Here is a 20,962-nt window from a genome sequence, read left to right on the forward strand (position 1 = left end):
GGACGCTTTCCGTGGGGTGAGCGATAAGCCATCACCGTCGCTTACGCGTCGTTTGTGATGTCTTATCTGTCTCACTCATCCCACAGGAGTCGCCGCCTGTCACTTCAATTATCTGTTAAGTATTAATGAGAAAGTCATATAGCGACTCTACTATATAAAGTGATCAGTTACAGATAATTTACTGGAAGAGTGAGAACGAGAGATGGCGGATTTCCGCTATAGTCGGACGCTTTCCGTGGGGTGAGCGATAAGCCATCACCGTCGCTTACGCGTCGTTTGTGATGTCTTATCTGTCTCACTCATCCCACAGGAGTCGCCGCCAGCCGCTTCAATCATCTGTTAAGTATTAATGAGAAAGCCATATGAACGAATCTAACTATACAAAGTTATTGATTACAGATAATTTACTGGAAGAGTGAGAACAAGAGAGGGCAGATTTCCGCTTTCGTCGGATGATGGAGGGATCAATAAGCCATCGCATTCGTCTGCGAGTCTTAAATTGAACAGGAGTGAAACTGATGGAAAAATTAGATGAAAAACTGTGTGAAAAAATTAAATATGCATTATCTAATTCCTGGTCTATTGAATCGAGTACTAAATGGAGTAAAGAGAATATAGCCAAAGGTCAATGTGGTGTAACAACTTTAGTTGTTCATGATTTATTGGGCGGAGAAATTTTGAAAACTAAACTATTAGACGGCTGGCATTTTTATAATAGTATTAATGGCAAACGTTATGATTTTACTGACAGTCAATTTAAGGGAGCAATAGGGTACATGGACACTCCCTCAAACAGAGAAGAAGCTTATTTAGATACTAATGAAACACAATACAGTTACTTGAAACAAAAAGTATTAAATATACTAGAACAACTTTCATAAAATTATTTAACTAATTTATGGTAAGATAGGAAAAATGTGATATTGGGGGATATTTAATGGAACTTATCAATATATTGTTCGGATTTATAGTTTGTATTTTTATTGGTTCTGTATTCAATGGAATTCACAAAATACATTTTCCCACTTTAACAAAAACGGCATTTTAGTTTAATAAAGGTCTAGATTATTACGGTAAAGTTGGATTGTGGAGGGGGATAATATGTCAAAGTATATTAGTATATTTTTCTTAACTTTAATGGTTAGTGTAATTTTCTTTTTTCTATTTGGAAATGTGTTTGATGGCGGTGATGCTACCGAAACAGCAATCTATATATTCGGTACAATAATTGTTATACTTCTATCATTTATGATTTCACTCATGTACTACTTAATATATTTGATGAATTTATTAAAAAGAAAACTTTAACATGACTTTTAACTAACGGGGCAGGGAGTTAGGAAAATATGAAACCATTACAAGGGAAAATTGCTGTTGTTACAGGTGCATCCCGTGGTGCAGGTAGGGGCATTGCTTTTCAACTAGGCAGTGCAGGAGCGACGGTGTATGTGACAGGACGGAGTGTAAAGGGGTCTAGAACCGATAATCGACCAGAAACCATTGAAGAAACTGCCGATGGTGTTACTTCACGAGGAGGTAAAGGCATCGCAATACAGTGTGACCATACAAGTGACAATGATGTAAGGAATTTATTTGAGCAAATTGAAAGGGAACATGGTCGCAGTGATATTTTAGTTAATAGTGTATTTGGTGGGTCCGAAAGTTCTCTACCATCAGGAGATGGGCGGCATTTTTGGGAACGACCACTGGAGCATTGGGATGCTATGATGGTTGCTGGACCGCAAGCTTATTTGCTGACTACTCGATACGCTGTACCTCTGATGGCCCAACACCATAGAGGGTTAATTGTAAATATCACATTTTTTATCAAAGACAAAATCTCAAGTAATTTATATTACGATTTAGCTATGAATGCTATCAATCGAATGACAGTAGGAATGGCAAAGGAATTAAAGGAATGCAACGTTTCAGCCGTTGCTGTTTGCCCTGGTTGGATGAGAACAGAAAGAGTTATAGACTCGGGTTTTGGACCAGAGGATGGAACAACTGAAACGACGGCGTATGTAGGCCGTGCGGTTGTCGCATTGGCATCAGACACCACGGTATCTAAGTTTTCTGGAGAAACAATAATGGTGGCTGAACTAGCGAGAAAATATGGCTTTACCGATGTCGATGGAACTCAACCTTTGCCGTATGAATGATAATCAGCTTTCTGTCTATAGAGAGCGAGAGTTAAAAATCATTTAATTATTAATACAAAAGAATGATAGTGAAATATGCACTTAAACTAACGGTGTGCTTTACATCAAGAGGGAGTAAAGCCCTTTTTCTTATTGAGCTAAGCAACAGGTTAGTTGAACAGTTTTGTTTAAGTTGTGCTCAACAAACGCGTCATTTAACTGAATAATACAAGGGGGTATTAAATATGTCTAAAGATGTTATTGCCATAGTAGCCATAGTTTCTTTTGTGATATGGATTGCGGTTTCCCAAGAGGCTGCAAAACCTTCAAGAGAGATAAATTGGCGAAAAATGATAACCTTACTGTCCGCAGGATCTTTATCGGCATTAGTTATAACTATTTCGCTTTTTCAAAGCCTGCCGTTTTAGTTACGTTAACGAGGTGCTATAGTAAAAAAATGGTATCAAGATATAATGAGCGTGGAGATACATTTTCCAGCTCATTTTTTATTGCACTTTTAAATCAACCTTAACTTTTAACGTAGCATAAAAAATCTAAATATTTATATTTTTGAAACCATCTACCCTTTCTTTCCGTAAAAGAATTATATAGAGAGAAAGGGGAAAAGATATGAGTACAAAAAGATTATTGACCATTATCGCTGTTTCTATAGTTGGAATTATTCTTTTATCCGCAGTATTTACTTCTTGGTATACAGTAGATGAATCAGAACAGGCAATCGTCATTACGTTTGGTGAGGCGAGTGAGCCGATAACAGAGTCTGGTTTGAAATTTAAACTTCCTTGGCCGATTCAGAAGGTAGAAAAGTTATCAAAAGAAACCTTTAGCCTTCAGTTTGGATACAAGCAGGATGAGAGTGGGGAAATAACCTCATATGACAAGGATACAAAAATGATAACAGGTGACGACAATATCGTATTGACGGACCTAGTAGTACAATACAAAATTACCGATCCAAAATCGTACCTATTTAATTCCGAAAATCCAAAAGAAATGTTGCATGATGCAACCTCAGCATCCATTCGTTCAGTTATAGGGAATTCTAAAATTGATGATGCATTAACTTCTGGGAAGGCTCAAATAGAAGCAGATACAAACGAGCTTCTAGGGTCATTGATTAAAAAGTATGATATAGGAATTACTGTCTTAACGGTAAAATTACAAGATGTAGAGCTTCCAAATGCAGAGGTCCGTGCAGCTTTCACAGCAGTAACGGATGCGGAGGAAACAAAAAATACAAAGGTAAACCAAGCAGAAAAATATGAAAATGAGAAAATAAGTGTTGCAGAGGGAGAAGTAGATGCAATTATCTCTGAAGCTCGTGGTTACCAAACAGCCCGCATAGAACAAGCCAAAGGGGATGTAGCCTTATTTGATAAGCTTTATGCTGAATATCAAAATAACAAAGAGATAACAAGACAGCGATTAGTAATGGAGACATTAGATTCCGTTTTACCGGGCGCGAAAATTTATATTATGAATGATGATGGTGGAACGACGAAATACTTACCATTACAACCGTTAGAATCTACTAAACAAAATGCACCTGCAGCTACCTCAACAAATGAATCGAAGACAGAAGAAGGGAGTGGACAATAATGTCAGATAACAACAACCCTTTTGCAAATTTAGAATCTAAGTTTAAGACTGTTCCGAATAAACCAAAGAAAGAAAAGACACCAATCGATTTTAAAAAGCATACTAAGTCTTTTATTACTATCTTAGTAGTCTTTGTAATAGCAGTAATTGCCCTTGCTAATATTTATGTAGTGAAAGAAGGGGAATATAAGGTTATTCGTCAGTTTGGTGAGATTAAAAGCATTAAGGATTCACCAGGATTGCATATGAAAATCCCATTTGTCCAAAGTGTAACGACCATTCCAAAATATCAAATGAATCATAATCTGTCTGAGGCAGAAATAAATACAATGGATAAACGTCGAATAATTATTGATAATTATGCAATTTGGAGAGTAGTTAATCCTAAAGATATGATTTCTAATGCAGGGAATATTGTTAATGCAAGCTCACGTATGGAAGAATTCATCTATTCTGTCGTTCGTTCAGAGCTTGGTCAATTAAATTATAACGAAATCATTAATGATGAAAACTCATCTCGAGGAAGCCTTAACGATCAAATAACACAAGAAGTTAATGAACTTCTAGCAAAAGATAAATATGGTATTGAAGTAGTAGATGTGCGTATCAAACGAACAGACTTGCCAGAAGAGAATGAGCAATCTGTTTATAACGAAATGATTTCCGATCGTGAAAGTGTTGCTCAAAAGTTTTTATCTACTGGTGATGCTGACAAGAGGAGAATTGAAGCAGAAACGGATAGTAAAGTTATTCAAATGCAGGCTGCTGCAAAAAAAGAAGCTGCACTTCTTGTAGCAGAAGGTGATGCGGAGGCAGCGAGAATTTATAACTCGAGCTTTTCTAAAGATCCTGAATTCTATTCGTTATACAGAACATTAGAATCCTATAAGAAAACCATTGGTGAAGATACAATGATTATTATTCCATCAGATTCACCTTATGCTAATATTCTTTCAGGATACTTAGAATAGTATATGAATCGTCATTCCCCTTACTGTCATGGTAAGATATAGGGAATGACGATTTTATTTTTAGCAAAATGTATTAATACAAAAATACACTTTTAATAATGTGTAGAAGCTAATGTAAAACAATATAAACCAAGGAGTGAATTTATTCATGTCTTCTGAAAAAATTCTATTATTAGATGGGAATAGTTTGGCTTATCGCGCATTCTTTGCTCTTCCTTTATTAACAAATGAACATGGAATACATACGAACGCCGTGTATGGCTTTACGATGATGCTCCAAAAAATTATGGACGAGGAAAAACCAACGCATATGCTTGTGGCATTTGATGCTGGGAAAACAACCTTCAGACATTCTACATTTGGAGAATACAAGGGTGGCAGACAGAAAACTCCACCAGAGCTTTCTGAGCAATTCCCGTATTTACGCAAGCTAATCGATGCTTATGGGATTAAACGCTATGAGTTGGAAATGTATGAGGCAGACGATATTATAGGAACGCTTAGCCGCCAGGCGGAGACTACGGGTCAGCAAGTAGTCATTGTGTCAGGGGACAAAGATTTAACTCAGCTAGCTACAGACTCCACGACTGTTTACATTACAAGAAAAGGAATAACAGATATAGAGAAATATACACCGGAGCATGTTCAGGGAAAATACGGACTAACCCCGCTTCAAATCATTGATATGAAGGGATTGATGGGAGATGCTTCCGATAATATCCCAGGAGTTCCAGGTGTAGGAGAAAAAACAGCGATTAAACTATTAAAGGAGCATGGCTCTGTCGAAAATCTATATAAGGCACTTGACTCTGTTAGCGGTGCTAAGCTAAAGGAGAAGCTTGTCGCTAATGAAGAACAGGCGAAGATGAGTAAGGTGCTCGCTACCATTGAGACAAATGCTCCTATTGAAGTTTCACTTGAAGATATCACTTATAGCGGACCTAACATGGATGAAGTGATCTCTATATGGAAGGAACTATCCTTTAAAACTTTATTAGAAAAAACGGAATATGTGGAGGAAGAGCAATCTACTACTGAAACGAAATTTGAAATAGTAAAGGAAATAGATTTCACTTTATTAAAGGATGAAATGTCTCTTCACTTAGAATTATATGATGAACAATACCATACAGCGGATTTATTAGGAATCGCTTTATCCGATGGAGAGCAATCCTATTTTGTTCCAGGGGAAGCTGCTTTTCATTCAAAAGAATTTTGTACATGGCTTGAGGATGAGTCGAAGACAAAATATGTAGTGGACTCCAAGGCGACACAAGCGGTAAGTAGAAAGCATGGAGTTAGCATTTCCGGAGTAGAGTTTGACCTAACGCTGGCAGCATATATTGATAATGCCTCATTATCTGCAGACGATGTTGCATCTATTGGAAAAGAGTATGGTTATTATAATGTATTAAGCAACGAGCAGATATATGGAAAGGGAGCAAAAAAATCTGTTCCAGAGCAAGAGAAACTGGCAGAGCATGCTACTAGGAAGGCTTTGGCTATTTGGCATTTAAAGCCTATTTTAGAAAAGAAATTAAAAGAAAATGAACAATTTAAGCTATATAAGGAATTGGAATTGCCACTTGCTTCTATTTTAGGAACGATGGAATCGGATGGAGTAAAGGTAGATAAGCAAGTTCTTGTAGAAATGGGTCATGATTTAGAGATCAAGCTACAACAAATTGAAAAGGACATTCATGCCCTAGCAGGGGAAGCATTTAATATCAATTCTCCTAAGCAGCTTGGAGTGATTCTTTTTGAAAAACTAGGACTACCGCCAATTAAGAAAACTAAGACAGGTTATTCTACAGCAGCCGATGTATTAGAGAAGCTTGCAAATGAGCATGAAATCATAGAGCAAATTCTACAATACCGTCAGTTAGGAAAATTAAATTCAACCTATATCGAAGGTCTCCTAAAAGAGATCCACACTGATGATGGGAAAATCCACACAAGATATCAGCAGGCGCTTACTACAACAGGACGTTTAAGCTCTGTTAACCCTAACTTACAGAATATACCTATCCGTATCGAGGAAGGAAGAAAGATTCGTAAAGCGTTTGTTCCATCTAACCCAGAATGGGTGATGTTTGCAGCTGACTATTCCCAAATCGAGTTACGTGTGCTTGCTCATATGTCGGAGGATGATAATCTAATCGAAGCATTTAACAATAATATGGATATTCATACTAAAACTGCTATGGATGTGTTTCATGTAGGGGCAGAAGAGGTTGACTCGAATATGCGCCGTGCTGCGAAGGCTGTAAATTTTGGAATTGTTTATGGAATTAGTGACTATGGTCTTTCTCAAAGCCTAGATATTACACGCAAAGAAGCGGCTGTTTTTATCGACAAGTATTTAAAAAGCTTTCCAGGCGTGAAAGAATATATGGATGAAAGTATACAAACAGCGAAACAAAAAGGTTTTGTTACTACTATTTTAAATAGAAGAAGATATCTACCTGAGATTACAAGCTCTAATTTTAACTTGAGAAGCTTTGCAGAGCGTACGGCGATGAATACGCCTATCCAAGGAAGTGCAGCCGATATCATTAAAAAAGCAATGATTGATATGGCTGAACGATTAGAAAAAGAAAATATGCAAACAAAAATGCTCCTGCAAGTGCATGATGAACTAATCTTTGAGGCTCCTCCAGAGGAGATAGCTCTATTAGAAAAAATTGTCCCGGAAGTAATGGAATCAGCTATTAAATTAAATGTGCCTTTAAAAGTTGAATATGCATATGGATCATCTTGGTACGATACAAAGTAAGGAGTTTTAAGTATGCCGGAATTACCAGAGGTTGAAGGGGTAGTTCGAGGACTTCAGCCAGTTGTTACGGGAAAATTGATTAAATCAGTAGATGTTTCCCCTACTATTATTCATTCAAAGGAAAATGGGAAGGAAGCAATCATTAAGGGGGCAGACGTGGAATCTTTCCAGTCTGCTCTTCCCGGAATGGCGATTGTTCGAATAGAACGCCGCTCTAAATATATTTACTTTCATTTAAAAAATCAAGACGGAGAATCATTTTTGCTTGTCTCCCATCTTGGCATGTCAGGTGCTTGGTTCTATGTACGAAGTCTTGATGACATCATGGAGGAAAAGTTTAAGAAGCATAGTCATGTTACGCTTCATTTTGATGAGAGTGATATGCTTGTATATGCCGATATACGTCGGTTTGGTGAACTGCGTCTGTTAGAAACTGAAGCAGATTATCCGCCGTTACTGCTAATGGCTCCTGAGCCTTTTGACGAAGGAGCGCTAGACCATTACCTAAATATGAGCCTTCTCCCACGATACGAAAATAAACCGATTAAGGAATTCATCATGGATGGCCATGTAGTCTCAGGTTGTGGCAATATATATGCAACAGAGGCGTTATTTAATCTTAGAATTCATCCTGCTCGAAAAGTAAAAAGAATTAGCAAGGAAAGAAAAATTCAATTGTTCCATGAAATTGTCGCCGTGCTATTAGACAGTATTGAAAATGGTGGAAGTACCATCTCGGATTATCGCTCTATAAATGGGGGAGCAGGAACAATGCAACATAGACTGCAAATGTATAGCAAAAAAAATTGCCCAATCTGTGGGAAACCAACCAAGCAGAAAACAATTGCCGGTCGAACATCTACCTATTGTGGTTCGTGCCAAAAGTAACGGAGGATTCATCATGATTATTGGTTTGACAGGAAGTATTGCTAGCGGTAAAAGTACTGTATCAAATATGTTAAAGGAAATGAACTATCCAATTATTGATGCTGATCTTGTAGCAAGAGTCGTAGTTGAGAAAGGGACCGAAACCTTACAAGCGATTATAAATGTGTTTGGGGAAGATATACTAACTTCAGATGGAGATCTAAATCGTCCAAAACTTGGAGAAATCATTTTTTCCTCGCCCGCTAAAAGAAAGCAGCTAAATGACATAATGCACCCAGCCATTCGAGCTGAGATGATGAGGCAAAAGGAAGAGCTATTGGAAGCGGGTTACCCAACTATTATTATGGATATTCCCTTACTATTTGAAAGTAGACTACAATCCTATGTCGATAAGATTATTGTTGTAACTGTATCAGAAGAAACGCAATTGAATAGGCTAATGGCAAGAAACAATTATTCTATGGAGGAAGCAAAGGCAAGAATCCAATCACAGCTGCCGCTCTCTATAAAGGAAAAGGGTGCAGATGCTGTTATTTATAATAATGGTACTTTAGAGTCTACTCAGGAGCAATTAGAAAAAATTTTAAAATCTTGGAAAAAATAATTATTTGAAAATAGTGAATTTTAAAATGGGCTATTTTAAGGCTACATAATTCTAAAAATGTGTTATACTAATGCATGATTATAAAACAAAAAGTATCACACGTTACGGGAGGACTTATTATATGTCAGCTTCAATTGCAATCAATGGTTTTGGACGAATCGGGAGAATGGTATTTCGCCAAGCAATCGTACAAGAGGATTTAAATGTAGTAGCTATCAATGCGAGATACCCATTAGAAACTTTAGCTCATTTAATTAGATATGATTCTACGCATGGCACTTTCACTGGAAAAATTGAAATAGGCGAAAATGCTTTAATCGTTAACGGTAAAAAAGTACAAATCGTAAATGAACGTGAGCCTGAAAAGTTACCATGGAAAGAATTGAACGTGGATATCGTTATTGAATCCACTGGAAAATTTAATGATGGTGAAAAAGCTTCTGGTCACTTGAAAGCAGGAGCGAAGAAAGTTGTAATTACAGCACCTGCCAAAAATGAAGATGCAACGATTGTTATTGGTGTAAACGAAGATAAGTTAGATGTGAAAAATCACCAAATCATTTCAAATGCAAGCTGTACAACAAACTGCTTAGCGCCAGTTGTCAAAGTATTGAATGATGCATTTGTAATTGAAAATGGTTTAATGACTACGGTTCATGCATATACAAATGACCAAAATAATTTAGACAACCCACATAAAGACTTAAGACGGGCACGCTCATGTGGACAATCGATTATTCCAACATCGACCGGTGCTGCGAAAGCACTTTCATTGGTCCTACCAGAGCTAGAAGGGAAGATTCATGGGATGGCTTTGCGTGTACCTACTCCTAATGTTTCTTTAGTTGATTTAGTTGTGGATGTTCAAAAAGAAGTGACAGCTGAAGAAGTAAATGCTGCCTTCGAAAAAGCAGCTGAAGGTTCTATGAAGGGTATTTTAGGAATAACTCATGAGCCGTTAGTTTCCATTGATTTCAATACAACTACTAATTCTAGTACGGTAGATGGTTTGACGACTATGGTAATTGGCAAAACAAAAATTAAAGTTCTAGCTTGGTACGATAATGAATGGGGCTATTCTGCAAGAGTAGTTGACCTTACTAAAAAAGTAGCAAGTGGTCTTTAATCGTCAATTTCTAGACAGCTAATTTTAGCTATTCTTTGCGTATAAATAATTTTTATCTCCTGTTAATAACATATTTCCATCCTCTTTCTAGAATTAGTAGAAAGAGGATTTTTTATATTGCATTATTAAAAAAACTGTTTTATAATGGGAATCGTGTACTTCTAGTACATGGACTACTTAAAGGGTTAGGACCTCTTTGGACTAACTTTCCCCCGTGGTAGTCAACTTTGATGTTAAAAATAAAACTAATCAAAGGGGGAAACGGACATTGGAGACAATGGGACGTCACATTATTGCAGAACTATGGGAGTGCGATTTCGACAAACTTAACGATATGCAATTTATCGAGCAAACATTTGTTGATGCTGCACTAAAATCTGGTGCAGAGGTAAGAGAAGTTGCTTTTCACAAATTTGCACCACAAGGTGTAAGTGGAGTCGTTATTATTTCCGAATCGCATTTAACGATTCACAGCTTTCCAGAGCACGGTTATGCAAGCATTGATGTGTATACTTGTGGTGATTTAGATCCATCAATCGCAGCTAACTATATCGCAGATGCTCTTAATGCTGGAACGCGCGAAACGCTGGAAATGCCACGTGGTATGGGGCCAGTTAAGACACCTCAAGAACGCATGACAGTTCAAGCGTAAATGAAACATAATGCCTAAATGAGTGAGCAGAGGAACTTATTCCTCTGCTTTTTCGATTTTATGAGAAAAAATTGTTATAATAGGAATACAAAATTATAGATAAGATTTAGGAGAGGTTCTATGAGATGCCCAGCATGTCAATTTAATGGCACTAAAGTAGTCGATTCACGACCTATAGACGATAACAAAGCGATTAGAAGAAGGAGAGAGTGCGAAGACTGTGGTTTCCGCTTCACGACTTTTGAAAAAGTAGAGGAGACTCCATTAATTGTAGTAAAGAAAGATGGCTCACGAGAAGAATTTAGTCGTGAAAAAATATTACGTGGATTAATTCGTGCATGTGAAAAGAGGCCCGTTGCACTTGACCAATTAGAGGAGATCGTGTTTTATATTGAGAAGGAGCTAAGAAGAACTGGTAACTCTGAAGTGAAATCAGAGGAGGTAGGCGAAAAAGTCATGGACAAGCTTGCTGAAATCGATGAAGTTGCCTATGTTCGCTTTGCTTCCGTTTATCGTCAATTCAAGGATATCAATGTATTCATCGATGAATTAAAGGAAATATTGAAAAAGAACCCTTCATTATAAGTTATTAATTAGAGAGTAGGTTAACAAGTGATGTTATATAAGGAGCTACATTCAACAGATACATATATGATTCGCTTGCCATATTCTTTTTCTGATTATGATCGTCAGTTATTGACGTTATTTTATCAGCCGATAGTAGGTGCTGAAAGTATTAGTCTCTACTTGACTTTATGGGCTGATGGAGAGATGAAAGATAACGAACAATGGACGCATTATCATTTATTAAACGTCTTAGGTTTGTCACTAGGTAAAATTTTTCAGGCTAGAATTGCCCTGGAAGCAATAGGCTTGCTTCGTACTTGGCAAAAGTCAACTGAGGAAGGAAGAACCTTCTATTATGAGCTCGAGGCTCCTTTAGATGCAGAGTCCTTTTTAAAGGATCCCTTATTATCTATGTTTTTACTAAATAAAATTGGGGAAAATGCATATAAACAGCTAAGAAACCGTTACATACAAAAGCCTAACTGGCATGAAGAGTTCACAGATGTTTCTAGAACGTTTGTTGATGTCTTTAAGCCATCAACAAAAACGGGTACTTCGATATCAACGCAAGAGCAATTTCAATCAAAGAAACGAAATAATTCTGTACCGTTCTATTATGAAGATTTTGACTTTGTTTTATTGCAGGAAGGGTTATCAGAACAGTTGGTGCCCAAGTCAGCAATGACATTGGAAGCAAGAGAAATAATTGCGAAATTGGCTTTTTTGTATAATTTATCACCAATAGAAATGCAAAAGGTTGTTATTTTGGCATTGGATGATGATCTCAATCTTTCTGATGCTAGATTGAAAAAAGCATGTGCCGAGTATTATAAGCTAACAGTTTCTCGAACTGCCCCAGTTCTTCAAAAAATAGAGCTATCAGAGAAACCAATACAGAATGTAGAGAAAAAGCTAACGAAAGAGGAAGAGTTGATTCAATATTTGGAAACAACTGCTCCTGCAAAGGTTTTAAAGGATATTGCTAATGGAAAAGAGCCTATACTTGCAGATGTTCAGTTAGCCAATTATTTTGTCACACATTATAAAATGCCAATTGGTGTAGTGAATGTCCTCTTACAATACGTTCTTCTGCGAACGGACATGAAACTAACAAAGAATTACGCAGAGAAGATTGCATCACACTGGATGCGTAAGGATATCAAAACGGCTAAAGAAGCTATGGAGCTCGCAAGAAATGAGCATGAGCAATATATGAAGTGGAAAAATGAAGGCTCTAAACAGAAATCCTATTCGAAAAAACCTACTAGGGAAGAAAAGGTGCCAGATTGGTTTTATAAAAAAGATGACGAGCTGAAACAGTCAGGAAAAGAAACAAATGGAATTCAGGATATTGATGCAGAGAGACAAAAATTACTAGAAGAACTAGGTATGAAGAAAAGGTAGGTGAATAAAATGGAGCGAATCAATGAAACACTCAAAAGAGTGATTACTCCCGAATTTACTTCTCGATTGGACGAATTACAGCAAGAAGTATTGGAGGATCCGGGTATACAAGGATTTATAGAAGAAAACTCCGAAGATATCTCGAAACAGGTAATAAGTCGAAGCTTGAGTAAGCTATATGAATATAAATCTCAGTCTCATGATTGTAATGAATGTCCCTCGCTAGAGCAGTGTGCGAACTTTATGAAGGGCTATGAGCCGAAGCTAGTGTTAGATCGAAACCTAATAGATGTAGAATATGTAAGGTGTAAACGAGGAGTAATAGAGGATGAACGTAAAAAAGTAACCTCTATGATAGACAGCATTCATATGCCTAAAGAAGTGATGGAGGCGAGTCTCTCAAGTTTAGATTTACAGGATGACAGTAGGGTAGTTGCGGTAAGGGCTGCTAAAGACTTCTTGAACGAATGGGAAAGAACAAATGTCTTGCCAGCTAAAGGACTCTATATTTACGGTAAGTTTGGTGTTGGTAAATCCTATCTATTAGGCGCATTAGCCAACGAGCTAGCCGCTAGACATATTCATTCTGTCGTTGTATATGTGCCGGAATTTCTGCGAGAAATGAAACAAGCGATACAAGATCAGTCTCTACCTGAAAAAGTAGAGTTTGTGAAAAAGGCCCCAGTGCTAATGCTTGACGATATTGGAGCGGAAACCATGTCTAGCTGGACAAGAGATGAGATTATAGGAACAATTCTCCATTATAGAATGTCAGAGCAACTCCCGACGTTTATGTCCTCGAACTTTAACTACGATGAATTACAACATCATCTTTCCTACACGCAACGTGGAGAAAAAGAGGTAGTAAAGGCAGGGCGTATTATGGAGCGGATTAAAGCACTCACTAATCCAGTTGCTCTACGAGGGAAAAACTGGAGAGAGCTTAAATAACTACTTGCAAATGATAAAGTCGTGGCGTATAATCATTTTCATAAGAATAAGAATAATGCGTTGAAGAGGACAATAATCAGTTTGTACGACTTATAGAGAGAGAAGCCTTGGCTGGAAGCTTCTTAAGTATCGACAATCGATTTACCACCTCCGAGCAGTAGCTGTGAAATTGAAGTAGCAGTTGCCGGTCACCGGCCCGTTAGCCGATGCAGAGCTTCATCTATACTCGTATAGATAGAAGAAGGGTGGAACCACGATTTAAACCTCGTCCCTTTACCGGGATGGGGTTTTTTATTTTGTCTAAAATAAATAATCGTATTACCTGAACAGGCTTAGCTGTTCAAGGAAAGAACAGTTTTGAAGCCAGCATTTAATCTAAAACAATTAAGGAGTGTTCAAAATGGCAGATGTTATTAAGTTACAATTCCCAGATGGAGCAGTAAAAGAGTTTCCTTCATCTACAACTACAGAAGAAATAGCTCAATCTATTAGCCCTGGGCTGCGTAAAAAAGCTTTAGCAGGTAAATTAAGTGGTAAGCTGATTGATCTAAAAACACCTATTACAGAGGATGGGGAGATTGCAATCATCACTCCGGAATCAGATGAGGCATTAGAAATTCTTCGTCACAGTTCTGCGCATTTATTGGCACAAGCAGTTAAACGTCTTTTCAAGGATGTTAAATTAGGTATTGGTCCAGTTATTGAAAGTGGATTCTACTATGATATAGATTCTCCAGAGCCAATAACAGCAGATGACCTACCATTGATCGAAAAAGAAATGAAAAAAATCATTAATGAAAATATCGAAATTATTCGTCACGATGTTTCTCGTGAAGCAGCTTTTGACAAATTTAAAGATGACGAGTATAAAGTAGAGCTTTTAGAAGCAATTCCTGCTGGTGAACAGGTTTCTATTTATGAGCAAGGTGAATTCTTTGACCTTTGTCGCGGAGTCCATGTACCATCTACAGGCAAGTTAAAGGAATTCAAGCTATTAAGCATAGCAGGTGCTTATTGGAGAGGTAACAGTGACAACAAAATGCTTCAACGTATTTACGGAACTGCCTTCTTCAAAAAAGAAGACCTTCAAGCGCATTTGAAAATGTTGGAAGAAGCAAAAGAGCGTGATCACCGTAAAATTGGTAAAGAACTCGAACTTTTCACTAACTCATTGAAGGTAGGACAAGGTTTACCTCTTTGGTTACCGAATGGAGCAACTATTCGTCGTGTAATCGAACGTTATATCGTGGATAAAGAGTTGAAGCTCGGCTATAAACATGTATACACACCTGTGCTGGGTTCTAAAGATCTTTATGAAACTTCTGGCCATTGGGAGCACTATCAAGATTCTATGTTCCCACCAATGGAAATGGATAACGAAACATTAGTATTGCGTCCGATGAACTGTCCGCATCATATGATGATTTTCAAAAATGGCATGCATTCATACCGTAACCTCCCATTACGCATTGCTGAGCTCGGTACTATGCATCGATACGAAATGTCGGGAGCTGTATCGGGGCTTCAACGTGTTCGCGGGATGACTTTAAATGATGCTCACCTATTTGTACGTCCAGATCAAATCAAAACTGAATTCCAAAAGGTTGTAGAACTAATCATCTCTGTTTACAAAGACTTTGACTTAAATGATTATTCTTTCCGTTTATCTTACAGAGATCCAAACAACAAAGAAAAATACTTTGATGATGATGAAATGTGGGAAAAAGCTCAAAGCATGCTAAAAGAAGCAATGGATGAGTTAGGTTTAGATTATATCGAAGCTGAAGACGAGGCAGCATTCTATGGCCCTAAATTAGATGTACAAGTAAAAACTGCAATTGGTAAGGAAGAGACTTTGTCTACAGTTCAATTAGACTTCTTGTTACCTGAGCGTTTTGATTTAACATATGTAGGAGAAGACGGCAAACCTCATCGTCCGGTTGTTATTCACCGTGGAGTCGTTTCAACTATGGAACGTTTTGTGGCATTCCTGATAGAAGAATACAAAGGTGCTTTCCCAACTTGGTTGGCTCCAGTGCAAGTTGAGCTTATTCCAGTTTCCAATGAAGTGCATTTCGATTATGCGAAGCAAATTGAAGAGCAATTGGTTGCTGCTGGATTCCGTGTAGAAATGGACGACCGTGAAGAGAAGCTTGGTTACAAGATTCGTGAAGCGCAAATGCAAAAAATCCCGTACATGCTTGTTTTAGGGGATAAAGAGTTAGAGGCTGGTAACGTTAACGTACGTAAATACGGAGAACAAAATTCTGAAAGCATACCTTTCGATGAGTTCTTAACTAGAATCCAAGAAGAAGTAAAACACTAATTAATAATTATTGAATAATCTTGTTGACAACTGTTGTTACAGGTGGTATAGTTATTAAGGTTATTGAATACAAGTTTGTGGTATAAGAAGAGGCTGCCCGCTTCTCACCTGTTCGACACGTTAGGTTGTTGACTGGTAAGCACACGATCGACTGTAATATGTAGTTGCTACATATTTCTCATATCGGCGGGCAGACATAACAAATGTCTGCTCGCTTTTTTATTGGATCGAAAACGGCGTAACTGATTCGTTTCTACGGAATTTATGCCCAAACCATGTATTCGCGACACTATCTGGAGGTGGATCATTATTAGCAAAGACATGTATGTGAACGATGGCATTCGAGCACGCGAACTACGCGTTATTGATCAAAATGGTGATCAATTAGGTTTAAAAACACGTAACGAAGCACTTGAAATAGCAGGTCGTGTAAATTTGGATCTTGTCCTTGTGGCTCCTCAAGCCAAGCCACCAGTCGCTCGTATCATGGACTATGGTAAATTCAAATTTGAGCAGCAAAAGAAAGATCGTGAAGTTCGTAAAAATCAAAAGATCATCGTAATGAAAGAGGTTCGCTTGAGCCCAACAATCGATGAACACGATTTCCAAACGAAATTGAAAAATGCGATCAAGTTCCTTGAAAAAGGAGACAAAGTGAAAGCATCTATTCGCTTTAAAGGTCGTGCCATTACTCATAAAGAGATCGGACAACGAGTTTTAGATAGATTTGCAGAAGCTTGTGCGGAAGTATCCACTATCGAGTCAAAACCGAAAATGGATGGACGCAGCATGTTCTTAGTGCTTGCACCTAAGAACGAAAAACAGTAATAGAGTACAATTGTTTAGGAGGAATTCGACATGCCGAAAATGAAAACTCACCGTGGAGCTGCAAAGCGTTTCAAAAAAACGGGTACAGGTAAATTAAAACATGACCGTGCTTTTGGAAGCCACTTATTCGCTAACAAATCTACTAAAGCTAAACGTAAATTACGTAAAACTAAAGTAGTTTCTTCAGGCGATTACAAACGTATCAAAACTTTACTTACTTACATGAAATAATTTAAACGAAATCAAATTATTCGAAAGAATAGCAGGAGGTAATGAACATGCCACGCGTAAAAGGCGGAACAGTGACGCGCAAGCGTCGTAAAAAGGTATTAAAATTAGCTAAAGGTTATTACGGTTCTAAACATACATTATATAAAGTAGCAAACCAACAGGTTATGAAATCATTAATGTATGCATACCGTGACCGTCGTCAAAAGAAACGTGATTTCCGTAAATTATGGATCACACGTATCAATGCGGCAGCTCGTATGAACGGACTTTCTTACAGCCGTTTAATGCACGGATTAAAATTAGCTGAAATCGAAGTTAACCGTAAAATGTTAGCTGATTTAGCTGTAACTGATGCAGCTGCATTTACACAACTTGCTGATGCAGCAAAAAAAGCAATCAACAAATAAGTTAGATGAAAAGGCTGATAGATTTTCTATCAGCCTTTTTTTTACAATCTAATGCTTTTCTCCATTTGTTACCTGCGGTAAATATAGGCTTTTGTGCATTTGGTTATGTCTAGCTGCAGTGAGGTGCTGCCTCCTACGCTATTCTTTAGTCACTTGTTGGAGCAGATAAAGGCACTTACGTTTTTCTGAGAGGAGGGACAATTATGGTAAATGTAATTCTCATTTTTATCTTGTTAATGTCGGTCTCAGCGTTCTTTTTGATGGGCTATGACAAATCACAAGCAAAGAAAAAAGGACAAAGGGTTCCCGAAAAAACTTTATGGACTTTTGCCATCTTTGGAGGTGGAATTGGTGCATATTTAGGGATGCAGCTTTTTCATCACAAAACAAAGCATACCAATTTTCGTGTAGGCTTTCTCATGTTACTAATTTTGTATATATTTTTAATTGTTTGGTTGTTAACAGATAATAGTCCTCTAGTATTCTAATTTAATTTAGAAGAATCTTTAGATTGATACGAAATAATTACATTCGTATAAAGGTATAAGTAGTAAAGCAGATATAATTGAAATGAGGTTTTTGAAAATGACAAAGAATAGGTACTTTTTACAAGTGGTATTTCTTTTAGGAATAGCTATAGTAGGTCTCCTTTTTTTAACAATCTCATCTAGTTATTTTAATACAAAGGAAATAAATTTAGCTAACAATGGCTGTCTTGAAATTGGCGGGACGCCCATCCTCGAAATTCATAGTAACCTAACGAGTGAATATTCTTTTGAGTGTAAAAAATGAATGCACTAGTCTAATAAGAGATTTACTTGTTCTTTACTTTCATCACATATGTTTGAAGAGACAGGCGGCGACTCCTGCGGGAGCAGGGAGACAGATAAGACATCACTTACGGCGCGGAAGCGACGGTGATGGCTTATCGCTCCCCCCGCGGAAAGCGTCCGCCGAAAGCTGAAATTTCCCCATTATTTGTTCATAGCTTTTAACGAGGTAAGCATTTTCGTGGAGCGAACCTTATTAATTTCTTACTTTTCACTTTATTTTTTATTATATAATAAATAGAGAGGAAAGGGAGGAATGACATATGAAACATATATACGCTTTTGAAACACCATATGAGGCTGTTAAATACTTAGAAATAATAGAGTCCTTTAAAGTTAGATTAAAAGACTTTAAAGCCTTACTAGAGGAAGAGTATGAATTAAATGAACCGCCTAAAGGATTCGTCTGGACTCCAGTAGATTTAGCTACTAGTACCTTTTCGGACATTCCAATTCCAGCTTATACAAATCGAAATCTAATCTATATGACACCAGACATTGGTGAATGGAGAAATTTTTTCATGAAAATATACGGAGATGTAGAGAATGATTTGATAAAAGATTTCTATCAACATTTTAAGGACGAAGGCGTCTTAACGATAGCTGGTCACGAAATGGTTCACCATTTAGATTTGTTTCCCGATGAGTTTGATGAGGAACGAGATAGCATTTGGTTTGAAGAAGGAATGTGCGACTACATAGCTAGGAAAAATTTATTGAACCCTGAGGATTTTGAAATAATCACTAATGTTGAATTAGCAATTGTAGCATATTATAAGGATCAATACGGAAATAGAAGTATAGATGAATTTGGAACTAGTTCCTATATTAATGAGTTATCCAGTATTATGTATGATTATTCTCGAAGCTTTTTAACCGTTAAGCATTTGGTGGAAGAGCAAAATAATAATAACCCGATAGAAGTATTTAAACAATACAAGCAATGGTATGAAACGGGAAGAAAAGAACCTTTGAGCACTTTTTTTAATGTAGAGAACTTATTTATAACCCTTAGCAACAAGGCAATCTTATGAAAAACAGAATCGTTATAATGACTGTCGGAAAGACACATAGTGGTAAAACAACATTTGCTAAACTATTAGAAAAACATTTAGCAAACTCAGTGATAATTGATCAGGACAATCATGCGGAGTTTTTAGCTACTCATTACATAAACTTATTACCAAAGACGGCTAGCAATAAGTTGAAATATGGGCTTACAAAAATGATTGTCGATTATGCCGTTAAAGAGTCGGATTGCCATCTTATTTTGTGTAACTCCAATAGAAATATTAATGGTAGAACTAGATTTCTAGATTATTATAAGAGTTCTGGTTTTAAGACAGTGGTTGTGTATTTTGATATACCTGAAGAGATATTAAAGGATAGACTTACGGCTAGCAATCGCAGTTCATCGATTTTAAGAACTGCTTCTAATTTTGAAGAAGTACTTATTCGACAAAATTTAGAAGAAGTAGTTGAACCAACAAAAGAAGAGGCAGATTATTTGTTTGTGATTAAAAAACAACAGGATGTGCAGATTATAGTAGGAGATATAGTTAAACTTGCACAATTAAAATGAGTATCACCATCTATTCATGCATCCTATTACAATTCCTATATATTCTATAAAAGAGCTCTCGAATGAAATTATTTCGAGAGCTCTTCCTTATAATTATTACTCTTCCTTCATCAGCTGCTCGATTGGACTCTTCCAATTAATCGTAGCGTCAGGGTAATTCATTAGTATTTCTTTTTGGAGGAAATAGAAATCCTCTTTTGTGAATCCTTGAAGCTTAGAAGGATCTTTAATCCAAATGAAAATAGATACTACCTCAAAAGCCTGTTCGGTAGTACCAAGATATTTTTCACCTTCAAACATTGCGCCTTTGTAAGTGATAAAGAAGTTTTTACGAACGTTTTTAATATCATCATAGTAATAATACTGATCTTTTTCATAGGCTTCGTCTAGCTTTCGTTTAGGATCAAATAAGTATCGCAAAATTTTATAAAATAAATATATGATTAATGCAATTATTAGTAATCTTAAAATATGGACCATTAAAATGTCCTCCTTGTAAAATACATGATAATTGCTATACGATATAAGAAGTAGTTTGGTTTCAAAATAAATTAAATTTTTTGGAGGAAAATATGAATTTACAAAAACTTTTTAAAATGCAACGAGAATTAGACAGTTATATTGAAACAAATATGAAAGTAAATGAGGATGTATTTCAAAGAAAAGGTTTAGCATTAATCGTAGAATTAGCAGAATTGGCTAATGAAACAAGATGCTTTAAATTTTGGAGCAATAAAGGAGCGTCTGAGAGAGAGGTAATCTTAGAAGAATACGTAGATTCTATTCATTTTTTATTATCATTAGGTATAGAAAAAAAACTGGATTATCTAGAGGTTTGGCCACAATCTAATCTGAAACAAGAAATAACTGAGATTTTTCTTATGACAAATTCAGCTATATTAGATTTTCTTACTAATCCATCAGAAAATCGATATGAAAAAGTATGGATTATGTATGGGGCTATAGCAGAAAAACTTGGTTTCTCCAGTGAAGAAGTGCTGAATGCCTATATATCCAAAAATGAAACCAATTATGAAAGACAGAAAAATGGCTATTAA

23 protein-coding genes and 1 other annotated feature are annotated in these 20,962 nt (G+C 36.8%); of the genes, 22 read left to right on the forward strand and 1 reads right to left on the reverse strand.

Going from position 1 to position 20,962, the window contains the following annotated elements:
• The first annotated feature begins 518 nt into the window (after positions 1–518).
• From ACQKNZ_RS08460 to ACQKNZ_RS08560, 21 genes are all read left to right on the forward strand, one after another.
• Entirely contained in the window at positions 519–881 is a 363-nt protein-coding gene (locus tag ACQKNZ_RS08460) for a YunG family protein (RefSeq protein ID WP_154310415.1), read from the forward strand.
• A gap of 220 nt (positions 882–1,101) precedes the next feature.
• Positions 1,102–1,308 (forward strand): hypothetical protein, encoded by a 207-nt coding sequence (locus ACQKNZ_RS08465; protein ID WP_154310417.1) that lies wholly within the window; start codon positions 1,102–1,104, stop codon positions 1,306–1,308.
• Between the two features lie 38 nt (positions 1,309–1,346).
• On the forward strand, positions 1,347–2,162 hold the full coding sequence (locus tag ACQKNZ_RS08470) for an SDR family NAD(P)-dependent oxidoreductase (protein WP_427659137.1): 816 nt from the start codon (positions 1,347–1,349) through the stop codon (positions 2,160–2,162).
• A gap of 224 nt (positions 2,163–2,386) precedes the next feature.
• Entirely contained in the window at positions 2,387–2,569 is a 183-nt protein-coding gene (locus ACQKNZ_RS08475; protein ID WP_427659139.1) for a hypothetical protein, read from the forward strand.
• Positions 2,570–2,771: 202 nt separating this feature from the next.
• The gene (hflK, locus tag ACQKNZ_RS08480) at positions 2,772–3,761 is read left to right on the forward strand and encodes an FtsH protease activity modulator HflK (protein WP_427659141.1); all 990 of its coding nucleotides are present in this window, start codon (positions 2,772–2,774) and stop codon (positions 3,759–3,761) included.
• Positions 3,761–4,732 carry a protease modulator HflC gene (hflC, locus tag ACQKNZ_RS08485; protein ID WP_144535434.1) on the forward strand — a complete coding sequence of 324 codons (972 nt, stop codon included), beginning with the start codon at positions 3,761–3,763 and terminating at the stop codon, positions 4,730–4,732. The genes hflK and hflC overlap by 1 nt, the downstream gene beginning before the upstream one ends.
• 148 nt (positions 4,733–4,880) lie before the next feature.
• Positions 4,881–7,508 carry a DNA polymerase I gene (polA, locus tag ACQKNZ_RS08490; RefSeq protein ID WP_427659144.1) on the forward strand — a complete coding sequence of 876 codons (2,628 nt, stop codon included), beginning with the start codon at positions 4,881–4,883 and terminating at the stop codon, positions 7,506–7,508.
• Between the two features lie 12 nt (positions 7,509–7,520).
• A complete protein-coding gene (mutM, locus tag ACQKNZ_RS08495; RefSeq protein WP_427659146.1) occupies positions 7,521–8,396 on the forward strand; it encodes a bifunctional DNA-formamidopyrimidine glycosylase/DNA-(apurinic or apyrimidinic site) lyase in 876 nt (291 codons plus the stop codon).
• 13 nt (positions 8,397–8,409) lie between these two features.
• Positions 8,410–9,000 carry a dephospho-CoA kinase gene (gene coaE / locus ACQKNZ_RS08500; protein ID WP_427659148.1) on the forward strand — a complete coding sequence of 197 codons (591 nt, stop codon included), beginning with the start codon at positions 8,410–8,412 and terminating at the stop codon, positions 8,998–9,000.
• A gap of 121 nt (positions 9,001–9,121) precedes the next feature.
• A complete protein-coding gene (locus tag ACQKNZ_RS08505; RefSeq protein WP_154310432.1) occupies positions 9,122–10,126 on the forward strand; it encodes a glyceraldehyde-3-phosphate dehydrogenase in 1,005 nt (334 codons plus the stop codon).
• 268 nt (positions 10,127–10,394) lie between these two features.
• A complete protein-coding gene (gene speD / locus ACQKNZ_RS08510) occupies positions 10,395–10,778 on the forward strand; it encodes an adenosylmethionine decarboxylase (protein ID WP_144535443.1) in 384 nt (127 codons plus the stop codon).
• A 120-nt stretch (positions 10,779–10,898) separates the two neighbouring features.
• Positions 10,899–11,363, forward strand: a complete 465-nt coding sequence (gene nrdR, locus ACQKNZ_RS08515; RefSeq protein ID WP_144535444.1) for a transcriptional regulator NrdR — start codon at positions 10,899–10,901, stop codon at positions 11,361–11,363.
• Between the two features lie 30 nt (positions 11,364–11,393).
• The gene (locus ACQKNZ_RS08520) at positions 11,394–12,749 is read left to right on the forward strand and encodes a replication initiation and membrane attachment family protein (RefSeq protein ID WP_144537115.1); all 1,356 of its coding nucleotides are present in this window, start codon (positions 11,394–11,396) and stop codon (positions 12,747–12,749) included.
• Positions 12,750–12,758: 9 nt separating this feature from the next.
• The gene (dnaI, locus tag ACQKNZ_RS08525; protein ID WP_154310435.1) at positions 12,759–13,700 is read left to right on the forward strand and encodes a primosomal protein DnaI; all 942 of its coding nucleotides are present in this window, start codon (positions 12,759–12,761) and stop codon (positions 13,698–13,700) included.
• Positions 13,701–13,751: 51 nt separating this feature from the next.
• Positions 13,752–13,976 (forward strand) — a binding site (T-box leader).
• A 124-nt stretch (positions 13,977–14,100) separates the two neighbouring features.
• Positions 14,101–16,026, forward strand: a complete 1,926-nt coding sequence (thrS, locus tag ACQKNZ_RS08530; RefSeq protein WP_144535449.1) for a threonine--tRNA ligase — start codon at positions 14,101–14,103, stop codon at positions 16,024–16,026.
• 306 nt (positions 16,027–16,332) lie between these two features.
• Complete coding sequence (infC, locus tag ACQKNZ_RS08535; protein ID WP_186318088.1) at positions 16,333–16,854, forward strand: translation initiation factor IF-3; 522 nt, start codon at positions 16,333–16,335, stop codon at positions 16,852–16,854.
• Between the two features lie 30 nt (positions 16,855–16,884).
• Positions 16,885–17,085 carry a 50S ribosomal protein L35 gene (rpmI, locus tag ACQKNZ_RS08540; RefSeq protein WP_144535453.1) on the forward strand — a complete coding sequence of 67 codons (201 nt, stop codon included), beginning with the start codon at positions 16,885–16,887 and terminating at the stop codon, positions 17,083–17,085.
• Positions 17,086–17,132: 47 nt separating this feature from the next.
• Complete coding sequence (rplT, locus tag ACQKNZ_RS08545) at positions 17,133–17,492, forward strand: 50S ribosomal protein L20 (RefSeq protein ID WP_144535455.1); 360 nt, start codon at positions 17,133–17,135, stop codon at positions 17,490–17,492.
• Between the two features lie 203 nt (positions 17,493–17,695).
• Positions 17,696–17,980, forward strand: a complete 285-nt coding sequence (locus ACQKNZ_RS08550; RefSeq protein ID WP_144535457.1) for a DUF1294 domain-containing protein — start codon at positions 17,696–17,698, stop codon at positions 17,978–17,980.
• A gap of 605 nt (positions 17,981–18,585) precedes the next feature.
• The gene (locus tag ACQKNZ_RS08555; RefSeq protein WP_195761988.1) at positions 18,586–19,356 is read left to right on the forward strand and encodes a hypothetical protein; all 771 of its coding nucleotides are present in this window, start codon (positions 18,586–18,588) and stop codon (positions 19,354–19,356) included.
• The gene (locus tag ACQKNZ_RS08560; RefSeq protein ID WP_427659153.1) at positions 19,353–19,904 is read left to right on the forward strand and encodes an ATP-binding protein; all 552 of its coding nucleotides are present in this window, start codon (positions 19,353–19,355) and stop codon (positions 19,902–19,904) included. The genes ACQKNZ_RS08555 and ACQKNZ_RS08560 overlap by 4 nt, the downstream gene beginning before the upstream one ends.
• Before the next feature lie 96 nt (positions 19,905–20,000).
• Here ACQKNZ_RS08560 and ACQKNZ_RS08565 read toward each other — a convergent pair whose 3' ends face one another.
• On the reverse strand, positions 20,001–20,384 hold the full coding sequence (locus tag ACQKNZ_RS08565; RefSeq protein ID WP_144535459.1) for a sigma-w pathway protein ysdB: 384 nt from the start codon (positions 20,382–20,384) through the stop codon (positions 20,001–20,003).
• A gap of 92 nt (positions 20,385–20,476) precedes the next feature.
• Between ACQKNZ_RS08565 and ACQKNZ_RS08570 the strand changes: the two genes are divergently transcribed.
• Positions 20,477–20,962, forward strand: a complete 486-nt coding sequence (locus tag ACQKNZ_RS08570; RefSeq protein ID WP_144535461.1) for a dUTP diphosphatase — start codon at positions 20,477–20,479, stop codon at positions 20,960–20,962.

Source organism: Psychrobacillus sp. NPDC093200 (assembly GCF_050280345.1).
Lineage (GTDB): Bacteria > Bacillota > Bacilli > Bacillales_A > Planococcaceae > Psychrobacillus > Psychrobacillus faecigallinarum.

What these genes read in the sequence shown, in the direction of transcription:
- rplT (WP_144535455.1), top strand. Translation starts at nt 17,133, where the DNA reads ATGCCACGCGTAAAAGGCGGAACAGTGACGCGCAAGCGTCGTAAAAAG.
- ACQKNZ_RS08565 (WP_144535459.1), bottom strand. Translation starts at nt 20,384, where the DNA reads ATGGTCCATATTTTAAGATTACTAATAATTGCATTAATCATATATTTA.
- ACQKNZ_RS08465 (WP_154310417.1), top strand. Translation starts at nt 1,102, where the DNA reads ATGTCAAAGTATATTAGTATATTTTTCTTAACTTTAATGGTTAGTGTA.
- ACQKNZ_RS08475 (WP_427659139.1), top strand. Translation starts at nt 2,387, where the DNA reads ATGTCTAAAGATGTTATTGCCATAGTAGCCATAGTTTCTTTTGTGATA.
- coaE (WP_427659148.1), top strand. Translation starts at nt 8,410, where the DNA reads ATGATTATTGGTTTGACAGGAAGTATTGCTAGCGGTAAAAGTACTGTA.
- hflK (WP_427659141.1), top strand. Translation starts at nt 2,772, where the DNA reads ATGAGTACAAAAAGATTATTGACCATTATCGCTGTTTCTATAGTTGGA.
- ACQKNZ_RS08520 (WP_144537115.1), top strand. Translation starts at nt 11,394, where the DNA reads ATGTTATATAAGGAGCTACATTCAACAGATACATATATGATTCGCTTG.
- thrS (WP_144535449.1), top strand. Translation starts at nt 14,101, where the DNA reads ATGGCAGATGTTATTAAGTTACAATTCCCAGATGGAGCAGTAAAAGAG.
- dnaI (WP_154310435.1), top strand. Translation starts at nt 12,759, where the DNA reads ATGGAGCGAATCAATGAAACACTCAAAAGAGTGATTACTCCCGAATTT.
- ACQKNZ_RS08460 (WP_154310415.1), top strand. Translation starts at nt 519, where the DNA reads ATGGAAAAATTAGATGAAAAACTGTGTGAAAAAATTAAATATGCATTA.
- mutM (WP_427659146.1), top strand. Translation starts at nt 7,521, where the DNA reads ATGCCGGAATTACCAGAGGTTGAAGGGGTAGTTCGAGGACTTCAGCCA.
- ACQKNZ_RS08470 (WP_427659137.1), top strand. Translation starts at nt 1,347, where the DNA reads ATGAAACCATTACAAGGGAAAATTGCTGTTGTTACAGGTGCATCCCGT.
- nrdR (WP_144535444.1), top strand. Translation starts at nt 10,899, where the DNA reads ATGAGATGCCCAGCATGTCAATTTAATGGCACTAAAGTAGTCGATTCA.
- ACQKNZ_RS08550 (WP_144535457.1), top strand. Translation starts at nt 17,696, where the DNA reads ATGGTAAATGTAATTCTCATTTTTATCTTGTTAATGTCGGTCTCAGCG.
- rpmI (WP_144535453.1), top strand. Translation starts at nt 16,885, where the DNA reads ATGCCGAAAATGAAAACTCACCGTGGAGCTGCAAAGCGTTTCAAAAAA.
- ACQKNZ_RS08555 (WP_195761988.1), top strand. Translation starts at nt 18,586, where the DNA reads ATGAAACATATATACGCTTTTGAAACACCATATGAGGCTGTTAAATAC.
- ACQKNZ_RS08505 (WP_154310432.1), top strand. Translation starts at nt 9,122, where the DNA reads ATGTCAGCTTCAATTGCAATCAATGGTTTTGGACGAATCGGGAGAATG.
- polA (WP_427659144.1), top strand. Translation starts at nt 4,881, where the DNA reads ATGTCTTCTGAAAAAATTCTATTATTAGATGGGAATAGTTTGGCTTAT.
- ACQKNZ_RS08570 (WP_144535461.1), top strand. Translation starts at nt 20,477, where the DNA reads ATGAATTTACAAAAACTTTTTAAAATGCAACGAGAATTAGACAGTTAT.
- ACQKNZ_RS08560 (WP_427659153.1), top strand. Translation starts at nt 19,353, where the DNA reads ATGAAAAACAGAATCGTTATAATGACTGTCGGAAAGACACATAGTGGT.
- hflC (WP_144535434.1), top strand. Translation starts at nt 3,761, where the DNA reads ATGTCAGATAACAACAACCCTTTTGCAAATTTAGAATCTAAGTTTAAG.